At 66.4% G+C, this 13,889-nt stretch carries 13 protein-coding genes; 11 read left to right on the top strand and 2 right to left on the bottom strand.

All coding sequences use genetic code 11. The features are described 5' to 3' along the window. The first annotated feature begins 21 nt into the window (after nucleotides 1-21). From WFI54_RS11560 to WFI54_RS11550, 3 genes are read left to right on the top strand one after another with little or no spacing between them, the layout of a single operon-like run. Entirely contained in the window at nucleotides 22-948 is a 927-nt protein-coding gene (locus WFI54_RS11560; protein WP_336652945.1) for an ABC transporter substrate-binding protein, read from the top strand. Continuing rightward, entirely contained in the window at nucleotides 945-1,937 is a 993-nt protein-coding gene (locus tag WFI54_RS11555; RefSeq protein WP_336652944.1) for an amino acid ABC transporter permease, read from the top strand. Before WFI54_RS11560 ends, WFI54_RS11555 begins: the two co-directional genes overlap by 4 nt. A 2-nt stretch (nucleotides 1,938-1,939) precedes the next feature. Then, nucleotides 1,940-2,749 carry an amino acid ABC transporter ATP-binding protein gene (locus WFI54_RS11550; RefSeq protein WP_336653097.1) on the top strand — a complete coding sequence of 270 codons (810 nt, stop codon included), beginning with the start codon at nucleotides 1,940-1,942 and terminating at the stop codon, nucleotides 2,747-2,749. Nucleotides 2,750-2,784: 35 nt separating this feature from the next. Here WFI54_RS11550 and WFI54_RS11545 read toward each other — a convergent pair whose 3' ends face one another. Both WFI54_RS11545 and WFI54_RS11540 read right to left on the bottom strand, forming a co-directional pair. Next, nucleotides 2,785-3,696, bottom strand: coding sequence for a Sir2 family NAD-dependent protein deacetylase (locus tag WFI54_RS11545; protein WP_336652943.1), 912 nt, complete (start codon nucleotides 3,694-3,696; stop codon nucleotides 2,785-2,787). A gap of 58 nt (nucleotides 3,697-3,754) precedes the next feature. Further along, nucleotides 3,755-5,140: a DUF2252 domain-containing protein gene (locus WFI54_RS11540; RefSeq protein WP_336652942.1), complete on the bottom strand. Its 1,386-nt coding sequence runs from the start codon at nucleotides 5,138-5,140 to the stop codon at nucleotides 3,755-3,757. A 188-nt stretch (nucleotides 5,141-5,328) separates the two neighbouring features. Here WFI54_RS11540 and pyrE point away from each other — a divergent pair, with 188 nt between their 5' ends. The 8 genes from pyrE to WFI54_RS11500 all read left to right on the top strand — a co-directional run bounded on the left by pyrE (nucleotide 5,329) and on the right by WFI54_RS11500 (nucleotide 13,841). Next, entirely contained in the window at nucleotides 5,329-5,883 is a 555-nt protein-coding gene (pyrE, locus tag WFI54_RS11535; protein WP_336652941.1) for an orotate phosphoribosyltransferase, read from the top strand. Between the two features lie 375 nt (nucleotides 5,884-6,258). Continuing rightward, nucleotides 6,259-6,756, top strand: a complete 498-nt coding sequence (locus WFI54_RS11530; protein WP_336652940.1) for a RidA family protein — start codon at nucleotides 6,259-6,261, stop codon at nucleotides 6,754-6,756. Between the two features lie 29 nt (nucleotides 6,757-6,785). Further along, nucleotides 6,786-7,940, top strand: a complete 1,155-nt coding sequence (locus WFI54_RS11525; protein WP_336652939.1) for an ABC transporter substrate-binding protein — start codon at nucleotides 6,786-6,788, stop codon at nucleotides 7,938-7,940. Between the two features lie 79 nt (nucleotides 7,941-8,019). Further along, entirely contained in the window at nucleotides 8,020-8,925 is a 906-nt protein-coding gene (locus WFI54_RS11520; RefSeq protein WP_336652938.1) for a branched-chain amino acid ABC transporter permease, read from the top strand. Between the two features lie 2 nt (nucleotides 8,926-8,927). After that, nucleotides 8,928-10,784, top strand: a complete 1,857-nt coding sequence (locus WFI54_RS11515; RefSeq protein WP_336652937.1) for a branched-chain amino acid ABC transporter ATP-binding protein/permease — start codon at nucleotides 8,928-8,930, stop codon at nucleotides 10,782-10,784. Further along, nucleotides 10,781-11,494 carry an ABC transporter ATP-binding protein gene (locus tag WFI54_RS11510; RefSeq protein WP_336652936.1) on the top strand — a complete coding sequence of 238 codons (714 nt, stop codon included), beginning with the start codon at nucleotides 10,781-10,783 and terminating at the stop codon, nucleotides 11,492-11,494. Before WFI54_RS11515 ends, WFI54_RS11510 begins: the two co-directional genes overlap by 4 nt. 74 nt (nucleotides 11,495-11,568) lie before the next feature. Then, complete coding sequence (locus tag WFI54_RS11505) at nucleotides 11,569-12,300, top strand: FadR/GntR family transcriptional regulator (RefSeq protein ID WP_336652935.1); 732 nt, start codon at nucleotides 11,569-11,571, stop codon at nucleotides 12,298-12,300. Next, the gene (locus WFI54_RS11500) at nucleotides 12,297-13,841 is read left to right on the top strand and encodes a gamma-glutamyltransferase family protein (protein ID WP_336652934.1); all 1,545 of its coding nucleotides are present in this window, start codon (nucleotides 12,297-12,299) and stop codon (nucleotides 13,839-13,841) included. The genes WFI54_RS11505 and WFI54_RS11500 overlap by 4 nt, the downstream gene beginning before the upstream one ends. Nucleotides 13,842-13,889 lie beyond the last annotated feature (48 nt).

The raw sequence follows: 13,889 nt of genomic DNA, 5'->3' as shown, positions 1-13,889 counted from the left end.
CTCCAACGACGAAGGAACCCCATGAAGAAGACATCTCTCACCCTGCTCGCGGCTGCCGCCGCACTCACCCTGGCCGTCACCGGCTGCTCGAATGCCGCCACCTCAGGCGCCGAAGCATCGGGCAGCAGCGACAGCCTGCCCGCCGGCGACGAGATCACCACCACAACCGACGCCGCGCTCACCGAGCTGCTGCCCGATGACATCGTCAAGAAGGGGCGCATCGATGTCGCCGTCGACATCCCCTTCCCCCCGATGGCGATGTACGACGATTCGAACCGCGCCATCGGATTCGACCCCGAGCTCGGCCGCCTCATCGGCCAGAAGCTCGGCATCGACGTGTCGCTGAACAAGCAGGCCTTCGACTCGGTGATCCCGTCGCTGCAGGCGGGCAAGAACGACATCATCATGTCGGGCATGAACGACACCCCCGAGCGCCAGGAGACCCTGAGCTTCGTCGACTACACCCACGGCGGCTTCGCCATCGCCGTGAAGAAGGGCAACCCCGAGGGGATCACCACTCAGCGCGACCTCTGCGGTCTTACCGTGTCGGTGCAGAAGGCCACGGTGCAAGGCGATCTGCTGCGCGCCATGGACTGCGGCATCAACGTGATGGAACTTCCCTCCGACCTTGACGCGCAGACCGCGCTCCGCGCGGGCAAGAGCCAGGCGTACACCGCCGACGCCGTCGTTGCCGAGTACGTCGTCGCAACCACCGACGACGGGAACGCCTTCGAGATCGTGCGCGACCCCGAGAACCCCGCCGGCTTCAACCCGGTCTACAGCGGCATCGGCATCCTCAAGGGCGACACCGAGCTCATCGAGGCCGTGCGCGCAGCGTTGCAGGCGCTCATCGAGGAGGGCACCTACCAGCAGGTGCTCGACCGCAACAACATCGGTGCCTACGCCGTCGAGACGGCCGAGGTCAACCAGGGCAAGGCAGCATCATGACCTCAGCCACCCTGCCCCGCGGTGCAGCCGAGACCGACCCCGGCTTCGCCACCGACGACGACGTCGAAGCGATCCCGCTGCGACGCCCCTGGCGCTGGATCAGCGCGGTCGTCGTGCTCGCCCTCCTCGCCTGGTTCGTGAGCGTCATCGCAACGAACCCCAACCTCGATTTCGCGACCGTCGGCCTCTTCCTCTTCGACCCCCGCATCCTCGAGGGAGTCTGGCTGACGATCCTCATCACCGTCATCTCGATGGCGGTGTCGACGATCCTCGCCATCGTCATCGCGGCCATGCGCCTCTCCTCGAACCCGGTGCTGCTCAGCGTCGCCTGGTTCTACGTGTGGGCCTTCCGCGGCACGCCGGTGCTGGTGCAGATCGTGCTCTGGGGCTACCTCGGTCTGCTCTTCGACCAGATCCGCCTGGGCATCCCGCTCACCGATGTCGTCTTCTGGTCGATGGACACGAACGCCCTCGTCACCCCCTTCGTGGCCGGCCTGCTCGCGCTCACGCTCAACCAGGCCGCGTACTCATCGGAGATCGTGCGCGCCGGCATGATGTCGGTTGACGAGGGGCAACGGGAGGCCGCGTACTCGCTCGGCATGTCGCCGCTGTACACCTTCCGCCGGGTACTGCTGCCGCAGGCGATGCGGGTCATCATTCCGCCGATGGGCAACGAGCTCATCTCAATGCTCAAGAACACCTCGCTGCTCTCGGTGATCGCGGTGATGGAGCTCTACACTCAGGCCTCCGTGATCTCCTCGACCAACCTCAAGCAGGTCGAGCTGCTCATCGTGGTGAGCATTTGGTACCTGTTCATGACGAGCGTGCTCTCCGTGCCGCAGTACTACCTCGAGCGTCGCTTCGGGCGCGGCAGCACCCGCAACTTGCCGCCCACCCCCATCCAGCGTCTGCGCAAGGCGTTGCAGAGCCGCAAGCCGGGCCCCGCGCCCGCACCTCCCACGAACGCCGTCGAGGTGATCGGAGCATGAACATGAACATGAGCATGACCCAGACCGTTGCCGAGCCCGAGGCGCGGCACTCCGAGGCCCTCGTTCAGATTCGCCGGGTACGCAAGAGCTTCGGAGCGCACGAGGTGCTGCGAGACATCTCCCTCTCCGTGCCGGCCGGCACGGTGACGGTGCTCCTCGGCCCGTCGGGTTCGGGCAAGTCGACGCTGCTGCGCTGCGTGAACCACCTCGAAACCATCGACGGTGGGCGGATCATCGTCGACGGCGAGCTCATCGGCTACCGGCAGGCGGGCCACAAGACCCACGAGATGAGCCCGCGGCAGATCGCGAAGCAGCGGCAAGGCATCGGGATGGTGTTCCAGCGCTTCAACCTGTTCCCGCACATGACCGCGCTGGAGAACATCATGGAGGCGCCTGTCGGCGTCGCCGGTCGCCCGCGTGCGATGGCGAAGAGCCGCGCGCTGGAACTGCTCGATCGGGTCGGCCTCGCAGATTTCGCGGGTCACTATCCCGCGCAGCTTTCCGGTGGTCAGCAGCAGCGGATCGCGATTGCTCGTGCGCTCGCCATGGAACCGAAGCTGATGCTCTTCGACGAGCCCACCTCGGCACTCGACCCCGAACTCGTCGGTGATGTGCTCGATGTGATGCGTGAGTTGGCGCGGGAGGGCATGACGATGATCGTGGTCACGCACGAGATCGGCTTCGCTCGTGGCGTGGCGGATCAGGTTGTCTTCATGGACGGAGGTGTCGTCGTCGAGGCGGGCCCGCCGCAGGAGGTGCTTGACAATCCGCAGCGTCAGCGCACGCGCAACTTCCTGGAGAGCGTGCAGTAGTCGCGGATGACCCGCGCGGTGTGAGGCCGCGCGGGTCAGCGGCCGTCGCTGCTCGGTGAGCTTGGTAGACCGGCTGCGGGGTGCGGATCCGCCGCGCCGAGTGCCGCGGCGAGGGCGGTGAGAGTTTCGCTCGTGCCTCCCTCGATCCGCACCCGCACAGCATCTCGATCATCAACCGAGGTGGGGCCGCGATTGATCACCGCAACGGGGATGCCGCGGCGTTCGGCGCGATGCACCAGCCGCAGGCCCGTGTTCACGGCGAGCGACGTGCCCACGAGCATCAGGGCTTCGGCTTCGGCCAGCAGCGCCTCGGCTGAGGCGAACACCGCAGGCGGCACGGTCTCGCCGAAGTAGACCACGTCGGGGCGCAGCAGCCCGCCGCAGGGTGCCCCGCGCCCCGGGCACGACGGAACGACCACCCCATCAGCGCCCGAGACCCGCGCGTCACCGTCCGGGGCCAGCTCAGCAGACCTTTGGCTGTCGACGAAACCGGGGTTGAGTTCGTCGAACCAGCCCAGCACCTCTTCGCGACTCCACCGGCTGCCGCACTGCAGGCAGCGAATCACACTGCCGTTGCCGTGCAGCTCGACAACGGTGCGAGAGCCGGCGCGGCGGTGCAGACCGTCGACGTTCTGCGTGATGACCCCGCCGATGCGGCCCGCCGCCTCCAATCTCGCGAGGGCGAAGTGGCCGGCATTGGGCGCGACACCGCGCGACCGCAGGGAGCCGATTCGCGCGCCCGCCCAGAACCGCCGCCGGTAGGCCTCATCGTTCATGAACTGCGCAATGCTCATCGGCGTGCGCGGCGGCGTACCGGCACCGCGGTAGTCGGGAATGCCCGAATCCGTGCTGATGCCCGCGCCAGTGAGCACGGCCACGGGGCCGGGTTCGAACAGTGCGGTCAGCGCCGCGATGTTCTGCGACGCATCGGCCTGCGGTGATGTCATCATTCCCCCTCCTCTCCGAACCTAGGGCATCAGGCTGGGTCTGCGGCTCGCCCGCGGCTTACTCCTCAGCGCGTGCGATGAAGGCTGTGTAGTCAGCCAGGGAGCGATCGGCGTAGGCGAGACCCCACTGGTGCAGCGCTTCACCGACCTTGGAACCGTCACCGAGATACCCGCTCACTTCCGCCGCGCGCGGTGACTGCGCGTGCGCTCTCGCGAGGGTCACAGCGCAGGCACGCGAGTAGGTGACGAAGGGCTCATCTTCGATCTCCTCGATCTCGATACCGCCCTTCATGTCGTGGAACTGACGAACGTAGAGATCCACCTCACCGAACTCCTCGCTCGCGTGGCGCAGCGAGCCGAGGAACGGATCGCTCAAGGCCTGCAGAATCCGCTGCATCGCAACGACCCGCCCGCCCTCGCCCTGCTCCGCGGTGAGTTCGGCGAGTTCGGCGGGCTGCGCAATGCCGCCGTACTCTGCGAGCACGCTCTGCCCGGCCTGCTTCGACTGCAGAATGAGGGTGTTGCCGTCGCCGTCTTGGAAGAGCGAGAGCGCGCAGCGCGTGCCCACGCTGCCCACACCGACAACACGCCGGATCGCATCGACCGCGGTGTAGTGGCGAAGCTGCAGTCGGATGTCTGCGCTGGCGCTGCGAAGGTAGCGTTCGAGGTATTCCGCCTGGAGCGCCTGGCGTGTGGGTTCGAGAGCGCGCATCGTTGGCGGCTGCTCGATGAAACGCAGCCTGCCGTGCTCGTCGGCTTTGGTGAGCTTGCGTGAGGCGCGCTCGCCCGTGCGCTTCTTCGCCTGCGCGATGGCGCGGTCGAGCACCCGCCGGGACTCTGGATGCATCTCACCGGTGCCTGCCGAGGCTTCGAAGTGCGCGTAGTAGCGCCGCAGAGGCGAGGCCTTCGCGGCGGTGCGCATCGCCAGCGCATACGAACGAGTTGCGGTGACCGCGGCGTCTCTCACGACCTCCGCCGCGCGACCGCTGCTCGCACCGGCGATGACGATGCTCGCGATGAGCCGCTTGAGATCCCACTCCCACGGCGCCCACGCGGCCTCGTCGAAGTCGTTGAGATCGAAGACGAGCGTGCGCTGCGGAGACGCGTAGAAACCGAAGTTCGCCACGTGGGCGTCGCCGCACGACGGCACGAGGATGCCGGTGTGCGGTTCGTCTGCGAGGTCGGCGGCCATGATCGCCGCGGTGCCGCGGTAGAACGCGAACGGGCTTGCGCTCATGCGTTCGGTGCGCAGGGGGATGAGTTCGGGGAGTCGGGTGGCATTCTGCGCGTCGATAATCGCGAGCGGATCGCGCGGTGCACTGCCGAGCGTTGCGAGCGAGCGCCGCGGGAGGCTGCGGCGCTGCTGCTTGCCGTGCGCTCGGCGCTCGGCTGAGGAGGCTGGCAGTGCTGCTGGGGTTGGCAGTGCTGCGGGGGAGTCGTGCATGGCTCGCCGGCTTTCGTGTCGGGGTGGAGAACTCCCACTCGGCGCGGCAGGTGCGGCGCCGGGGTGCTGGCCCGGCCCGGTCGTCGGCGACGGGGTGGTGATCTGCGGGGTGATGCGAGACGATCCTACGCGCCGCAGCGCGTCTCCCGTCGCCAGAAACGGGGCGGGGGGCGCGTAGAATCGAGGCTATGACGACTGCGCGCGAACAGCTCATCGACCTCATTACGAACGAGGCCGTGTTTCACGGCGACTTCACGCTCACGAGCGGCAAGAAGGCCACCTATTACATTGATCTGCGCAAGCTGAGCCTCGACCATCGTGCGGCTCCGCTCATCGGCCAGGTGATGCTCGACCTCATCGACGACATCGACGGCGTGGTGGCGGTGGGCGGCCTCACGATGGGTGCCGACCCGATCGCCTCCGCGATCATGCACCAGGGCGTTGCGCGCGGCAAGGTGTACGACTCCTTCGTGGTGCGCAAGGAGCCGAAGGATCACGGTCGTGGCCGCCAGGTCGAGGGGCCTGACCTCGCGGGCAAGCGGGTCGTGGTGGTTGAAGATACCTCCACCACGGGTGGCTCGCCGCTGAAAGCCATCGAGGCGCTGCAGAAGGTGGGTGCCGAGATCGCTGCGGTGGCAGTGGTGGTGGATCGTCAGGCGCCTGCCAAGGAGCGTATCGAGGCGGCCGGTTACGAGTACCGCTACGCGATCGGCCTCGATGATCTGGGGCTGTTGCCGCAGTAGTCGACCGTTTGACCGCCTCAGAGGGGCTCCGCGATGCCATCGCGGAGCCCCTCTTCTGCGTGCGGGGGCGGGTGGTGCTTGCGCGCCTGCCCCCTGACCCTTGCCCCCGTTCGACCCTCGCCGGGAGGCGAATTTTTCGGCATTTTTGCCCCCGCCACCCGCAAAATCCGCCACTCGGCGGGTCTTCAGGGCACCAAGCTCGGGATCATTCTGGCGAGGTGGTGTGTGACGACTTGATCACGGTCGAGAAAAATCTTGCCGTGGGTCTTCCCCTTTCTGCGCGTCTCAGATAACGTCATGGACAGTCGGTCATTCGGTCAGACCAATAGTCCTGATTGACCCGACGCCTCAATGACGAGAAGAAGGAGAAATATAGTGTCTGTCTCATACGAAGCGCGCGTGGCGGAGCTCGGCCTGGAGATCCCCGACTACAGCAACGGCGGATACCACGGCACCTACTACGGCACGATGAAGGCGTTCCACAAGACCGGGAACCTGCTGTTCCTCTCGGGTCACGTCGCCGACATCGTGGGCCACAATGGCCAGCCGACCCACGCAGGCAAGCTCGGTGCCGAGGTCACCGTCGAGCAGGGCTACGCCGAAGCCCGCCAGACCGCGCTGAACTGCCTCGGCACGATGCGTCTCGCGCTCGGCTCGCTCGATCGCGTGAAGTGCCTCGTCAACTCGCTGAACTTCGTCGTCGCGGCACCTGACTTCGTCGACGTGAACCTGGTGTCGTGCGGCGCCACGGATCTCTTCCGCGATGTGTTCGGCGAGGAGAACGGCCTCGGCGGCCGGGCAACGATCGGCGTCACGTCGCTCGCTGCGAACCACTGCTTCGAAAACTGGATGACGATCGAGACGGTCGACTGACCTCCGAACCGACGGGTGTGATGAGAATGTTGAGCAAGAGAACAGCCAAGCTGGCGGTCGTGACGGGCGTGGCCCTCCTCGCGTTGAGCGCGTGCTCTTCGGGCGGATCGGGGGGCAACGGCGACGGGGGAGGCGCCGAAGGCGCGATCCCGCTCGGATACACGGCCACCCTCTCGGGCGACTTCGCGAGCTACGGTCTCGAAATGCGCGAGGGCATCGACCTCGCCATCGAGGAGATCAACGCCGACGGCGGCGTGCTGGACCGTGACCTGACCCTTGAAGGAGTCGACGACGAAGGCAAGCCCGCCAACGGCCCCGTGATCGCGCAGGAGTTCTGCGACAACGCCGAGATTCCTGTTGTTCTCGGGTTCAGCTTCTCGAGCGTCGCACTGTCGGGCCTGCCCATCTACACGCAGTGCGGTTTGCCGATCATCGCATCGGCAGTGACCTCACCCGAGCTGAGCGGCGCGAGCGACATCTTCTTCCGTACCGTGTTCACCGACGCCTACCAGGGCGCCGAAGCGGCGAAGTTCATCTCCGAGAACCGGGGCGTGAAGAAGGTCGCCGTGCTGTACCAGCAGGACGACTACGGCAAGGGCGTCGCTGACGCCTTCAGCGAGGGCATCGAGAAGGCAGGCGGCACCGTCACCAGCTCGCAGGCCTACCAGTTGGGCACGGTGAACTTCGCGAGCACCGTCGATACGGCGCTCAAGGACGACCCGGACGCGGTCTTCATCGGTGGCTTCTACACCGAGGCCGGCAAGATCGTGAACCAGGTGCGCGATGCGGGATCCGATGTGCCGATCTTCGCCTCGGACGGGGCTGCGAGCCCGCTCTTCATCGAGCTGGCCGGTGCCAACGCCGAGGGCGTCGAGGTGTACTCGGCCTTCTCCGCAAGTGACGACAGCCCAGAGGCCGCCGCATTCGTGGAAGCCTTCACGAAGAAGTACGACAAGGAGCCGAGCTCCTGGGCGGCGCTCGCCTACGACGCCACGTACATCGCAGCGCAGGCGATGGAGACGGCGGGATCGACCGATCGTGCCGCTGTGACCAAGGCAATCGCGGCGACGAAGGGGTTCCCCGGCGTCTCCGGCGAGATCAGCTTCGATGATCAGGGGAACCGTGTGGGCAACCTCACCTTCCAACGCATCGAAGACGGCGCCTTCGTGGTCATCAAGGAGTAGCAACCGCCCGGTGGGCGCCGACCTCGGCGCCCACCGGGATCCTCATCCGGTTCCCCCAGCAGGCTACGGAGATTAGGTAATGCAGGAAATCATCAACGGTCTCGCCGTCGGCGGCATCTATGGGCTGCTCGCCGTCGCATTCAGCGTCGTTTACGGCGTCCTCGGCATGGTGAACTTCGCCTTCGGAGAGATCTTCATGTTCGGCGCAGTCGGCGCCCTCGTCGCCGGCCAGACCAACATCCTCATCGCGGACGCGAGCATCGACGGCCCGGCTCTGCCGGCGTGGGCCGCAATCATGTTCGGGCTCATTGTCGGTTCGCTCATCGGCTGGCTCATCGAGAGGATCGCGTACCGGCCGCTGCGCAACGCCCCGATCCTCTCCATGCTCATCACTGCCATCGCGGTATCGATGCTGCTGCGCGCCGTGGCGACGTTCCTCTTCGGTGCCGCGCAGCTGCCGGTGCCCCGCCCTGAACTGGGTGAGGCCCTCAACATTTTCGGTGCCCGAGTGCAGCGCATCGATGTCATCGTGCTCGCGGTGGCTGTGGCGGTGACCCTTGCCTTCTGGGCGGTGATCCGCTTCACGCCCATCGGCCGCGCGATCCGCGCAACTGCCGAAAACAAAGATGCCGCGAGGCTCATGGGTATCGGCGTTGACAGAGTCATCTCGACGACATTCGTGCTCGGTTCGGCCCTCGCAGCGGTCGCAGGTCTGCTGTACTCGCAGCGCTACGGCTTTGCTGCCGCCACCATGGGGTTCCTTCCCGGACTGAAAGCGCTGGTCGCCGCCGTGCTCGGCGGTATCGGCAGCATCCCCGGCGCCTTCGTCGGAGGCCTCGTGCTGGGCGTAAGCGAGGAGCTCGCCGCGTCCTACGTTCCGCAGGGATCCGCGTACCGCGACGTTATCGCGTTCGGGATCCTGGTCATCATCCTGTGGCTCCGCCCGCAGGGGCTGCTCGGCCGCCGAGAGGTACAGAAGGTCTAACGATGTCCAACACGTACACCGCCCCCATCGTCATCCTCAGGCAGGATCACGGCCTCAAGCGCTGGATCTGGCCCTCGATCTTCCTGATCATCGGCCTGCTCGCACCCCTGGTGCTGCCCGGTGACAAGTGGATTCGCGTTGCAGCCCTCGCGCTCATCTACGTGGCGCTCGCTTCCGGTCTGAATATTCTCGTCGGGATCACCGGCCTGCTCGACCTCGGATTCATCGCCTTCTTCATCGTCGGCGCCTACACGACGGCCATATTCTGCACGAGAACCTTCGGCATCAACCTGGCGGAGAATCCGGCCGCACTCGGGTGGGTGCTGCCACTCAGTATCGTGGCGGCAATCGTGCTCGCGGGCATAGCGGGGTCGATCATCGGGTATCCGACGCTGCGTGCCCGCGGCGACTACCTGGCCATCATGACGCTCGCGTTCGGCGAGATCGTGCGCATCGTCTCCATCAACTGGACCGACTTCACGGGCGGTGCGGTGGGTATCCGCAACATTCCCGCGCTCACCTTCACCGGTGAGATCGTGCCACCGTTGACCACCTACTACATCGTCTTTCTCGTCGTGGTCATTCTCGTGGTGGCGCTCGCCTCGCTCATCGCCTCACCGGTGGGGCGCGCCTGGGTTGCCATCCGTGAAGACGAACTCGTCGCCTCATCGATGGGGATCCGCACCCGACGGTACAAGCTGCTGGCCTACGTGGTCGGAGCTTCGACTGCGGGTGTGATCGGCGTGTTCTTCGCCCACATGAACCAGTTCGTGAACCCCGACAGTTTCACGCTCGAAGACAACTTCATCGTGTTGAGTCTGGTGATTCTTGGCGGTGCCGGCACCCTCTGGGGCCCCATCACCGGTGCGGTGCTGTGGATCTTCTTCCAGGCGATCGCGAAAGATATCCCGCTCATTCAGGCCCACCCCGAGTTCCGCACCGGGTTCCTCGCGCTTATCGTCGTGGTGCTCATGATCCTGCGTCCCGGTGGCATCATCTCGAAACGGCTTGAGCTCACCCGCGCACGCGGCGGGAAGGAGGCACCGGAGGGTGCACTCATCGCGAACGAGCGCGACACCCCCGTGGCTGCGGGGGAGCCCGTGCTGAAGGCCGAGAACGTGAAGCAGGTGTTCGGCGGGCTGGTCGCGCTCGAAGCGGTAACCTTCGAACTCAGGCACGGCGAGGTGCTCGGTCTCATGGGGCCGAACGGTGCCGGCAAATCGACGCTGCTCAACGCCATCTCCGGGGTCACCCGGGCGACCTCGGGCACGATCGAACTGCACGGCGAGCAAACGCAGAATCTCGAATCGAGCGCCGTGTCGATGCGCGGCATTGCGAGAACCTTCCAGACAGTGCGCCTCTTCTGGGATATGACGGTGCTCGAGAATCTGCTCGTTGGCGGCCATTCGCGCCTCGCCGGCTTCGCGCCGAAATTTCTGTCACCTTTCCCATTCGTGCGCGCCCCCGAGCGGGCCACCGTCGAAGAGGCCGAGGAGGTGCTGGCCTTCATGGACGTGTGGGACAGCCGCGACAAGCGGGCCTCCTCGCTCGATGCCTACCAACAGCGCCGGGTCGAGATCGCGCGAGCCCTCATGACCCGCCCCAATGTGCTGTTGCTCGACGAACCGGCTGCGGGCCTGAATGAGAGCGAGACCCGGGATCTCGCCCGACTGATCAAGCGGATCAGGGAGCGCGGCATCGATGTGATTCTCATCGAACACGACATGGATCTGCTCATGGGAGTTTCCGACAGGATCATCGTGCTCGATCACGGCGTGATCATCGCGGATGGCACTCCTGCCGAGATCCGCGTCAATCCTGAAGTGCTCGAGGCCTACCTGGGGAGTGATGCGAAGTGAGAGTGCTCGAAGTCGAAGGCCTGAACGTGCGGTACGGCGTGGTCAGGGCGGTCACCGATGTCGATATGCACGTCGATGAGGGTGAGCTTGTTGTCGTGGTCGGTGCGAACGGGGCGGGTAAGAGCAGCCTGTTGCGTTCGGTTGCCGGACTCAATAAGAGCAGGGGGCGGATCGCGTTTCTCGAGAAGGAGATATCGTCTCGCCGCGCCGAGCAGCGGGTGCGGGCCGGATTGTCGCTCGTGCCTGAGGGGAGGCACATTTTCGGACGGATGTCGGTGTTCGAGAATCTGCAGATCGCCCACTGGGGTGCCTCCACAGATTTCTCGGAGGAGATCGCGACCGTGTTCTCGCTCTTCCCACGGCTCCAAGAGCGTCGGCAGCAGACCGCTGCGACCCTCTCGGGAGGCGAGCAGCAGATGCTTGCGCTCTCTCGTGCGCTCATCAGGCGCCCGAAATTGCTTATGCTGGATGAGCCATCTATGGGTCTCGCCCCAAAAGTGGTCGCGCAGATGTTCGAGGTGATCGAAGAGATCAACCGTTCGGGCACCAGCGTGCTGCTGATCGAGCAGAACGCCAGGATGGCGCTGTCGATCGCGGATAGGGGGTACCTCATGGAGACGGGGAAGATCTCGGGAGGTGGCGAGGCGGCGGCGATGCTCGAGGACGAGCGGTTGCACGAGGCCTACTTCGGCAAGAGCGCGGATACGTGACGGCGCCCGGAGCGGACGAGTGCGAACTGGCGTCCCCGCGGTGAGGCTATCGAAGTGAGAAATGGAAGTGCGCAATGGATTGGGACTCGATCAACAGAGGGACGACCCTCTCGGTGCCCGACAGGCTTTCGGTCGATCTTGAACGGCTGATTCTCGAGGGCGACCTCGCCCCGGGCGAGAAGCTTCCGGCTGAGCGCGAGCTGGCCCAGCACCTCGGCGTTTCCCGAGTCTCGATCAGGGAGGCGCTGCGGGAGCTTGAGAACCGCGGCCTCATCGACCGCAAGCCTGGGCGCGGCACGATCGTGCTGAGCCCGGGCGAGCGGTCGGGGATCGCCGACCGCATCTCGAGTGCGGTGTCGGCGGTGCACCCCGAGATCCGCGACATCATGGAGTTGCGCGCCATTGTCGAGCCGCCGATCGCGGGGATCACGGCGACGCGCGCCACCCCCCGCGATATCGCTCAGCTGCGCGAGCTGGTGGAGGCGATGGAGGCCGGCGTCACCAAGGAGCGCTACGCGGAGCTGGATCGCGCCTTCCACCAGGCCATCGCGCAGTACGCCCACAATCCGCTGCTCGAACTCATCAACGAGCAGATCGCCCAACAGATCGCCCCGAGCCGCTCCAGCCGCTATCAAACCAAAGAGCGCCGCGAGGCGTCGAGTGCGGCGCACCGCCGGATCTTCGAAGCGATCGCCGCCGGAGACCCGACGGCGGCCGAGGCAGAGGCCCGAGCCCATGTGCTCGACATCAGCAAGCAGATCGCCCTCGCCGCGACGGGCGCGAACGACGAAGGAGCACAGGGATGACGCACTCTGACGCACACCCCCGCGGAGCCATTTCGACTTCGCACCACCTCGCCACGGAGGCGGGTGCTGCCGCACTCGAAGCGGGCGGCAATGCGATCGATGCGGCGCTCGCCGCCGCCGCCGCCCTCTGCGTGGTGTACCCGAACAATGTGGCGCTGGGCGGCGACTTGGTCGCCCTGGTGCGCTCGCCGCAGGGTGAGGTGCGCTTTCTCAACGCGACGGGCACGGCCCCTGCCGCGCAGTCGCTCGACGCCCTCCGCGAGACGTACGGCGAACTGCTGCCGCTGCGCGGCATCGACACGGTGACCGTGCCTGGCGGGGTGCGCGGCTGGGGTGAGCTGCACAACTTCGGGGCGACCCGCAGCTGGGAGCAGCACCTGGAGGCCGCGATCCGCTACGCCGCCGATGGTGTGCCGACGGCGAAGTCGGTTGCGGCGGCGATCGTCGACGAGCGCGAGGTGCTCGAACTCGATCCAGGTTGCCGCCACGCGTTCATCCCAGACGGGCTGCCGCTCGTGCAGGGGCAGCCGTTCGTGCAGCCCGCGCTCGCCGATTCGCTGCGTCGCCTTGCCGCGGGCGGGCCCGATGAGTTCTACACGGGGGAGCTCGCGCAGCGCTGGGTCTCCGGCTTGCGGGCGCTGGGATCGAAGATCGCGCCCGAGGACGCCGCCGCCTACACCGCGTTCTGGGATGAACCACTTGAAGGTTCCTACGGGGGTCACCGCGTCATCACGGGCCCGCCGAACACGTCGGGCTTCATCCTGCTGCGTGCCCTCGAAGCCATCGTGGCCGGCATCGACGACCCGCTCGGTGCGGGTGCCGGTGCCCTCGCAAACGCGTTCCGGGGCGGCAACGCGGTGCGTGCGGCTTACCTCGCCGATCCGGCATCCGGCGGCCCCACCGGCCCTGAACTCATCGCGATGCCGCGCCCCGAGCACGCGCCCCCGCGCGAGGCGAAGCCGAGCGGTGACACCGTCGGCCTGAGCGCCGTGAGCGCAGACGGTTGGGCGATTTCGCTCATCAACTCGGTGTATTTCGGGTTCGGTGCCGCGGTGCTCGACCCCGAGACGGGCATTCTGTTCCAGAACCGGGGCACGTCGTTCTCGCTCGATCCGGCCTCGCCCAATGCGTTCGCCCCGGGTCGTCGCCCACGGCACACGCTCATGCCTGTGCTGATTCTTCGCGGTGATGAGCTCGCGTGGGTGCCGGCGACGATGGGCGGATCGGCGCAGCCGCAGATCCACACTCAACTGCTGCTGCGCTCTCTCGCCGGGGCGTCACCGCACGAGGCGACGCACGCCCCACGGTGGATTGTCGACGAGCCCGGCGCTGACGGCGTGGTGCGGGTGACGATCGAGGAGGACGTGCCGGCGGAGGCTCGGGATGCGATCGCCGAGGCGGGCTTCCCGCTCAAGGTGGTGCCAAGGTACTCGGAAGATCTGGGACACTCGAATCTGATCCGTGTCAGCGCTGAGGGGTACGACGCTGCGAGCGATCCGCGCTCCGATGGCTCTGCGATTGTGGTGCCTGCCTCTGGCTGAAGCGATCCGCAATCCTGATCCGCAGCTCGACAACCTCTCTCAGAAACG

This window comes from Leucobacter sp. MMO-125 (genome assembly GCF_037148395.1).
Classification (GTDB): Bacteria; Actinomycetota; Actinomycetes; order Actinomycetales; family Microbacteriaceae; genus Leucobacter.
This window is presented reverse-complemented; position numbering and strand designations above follow the sequence as displayed.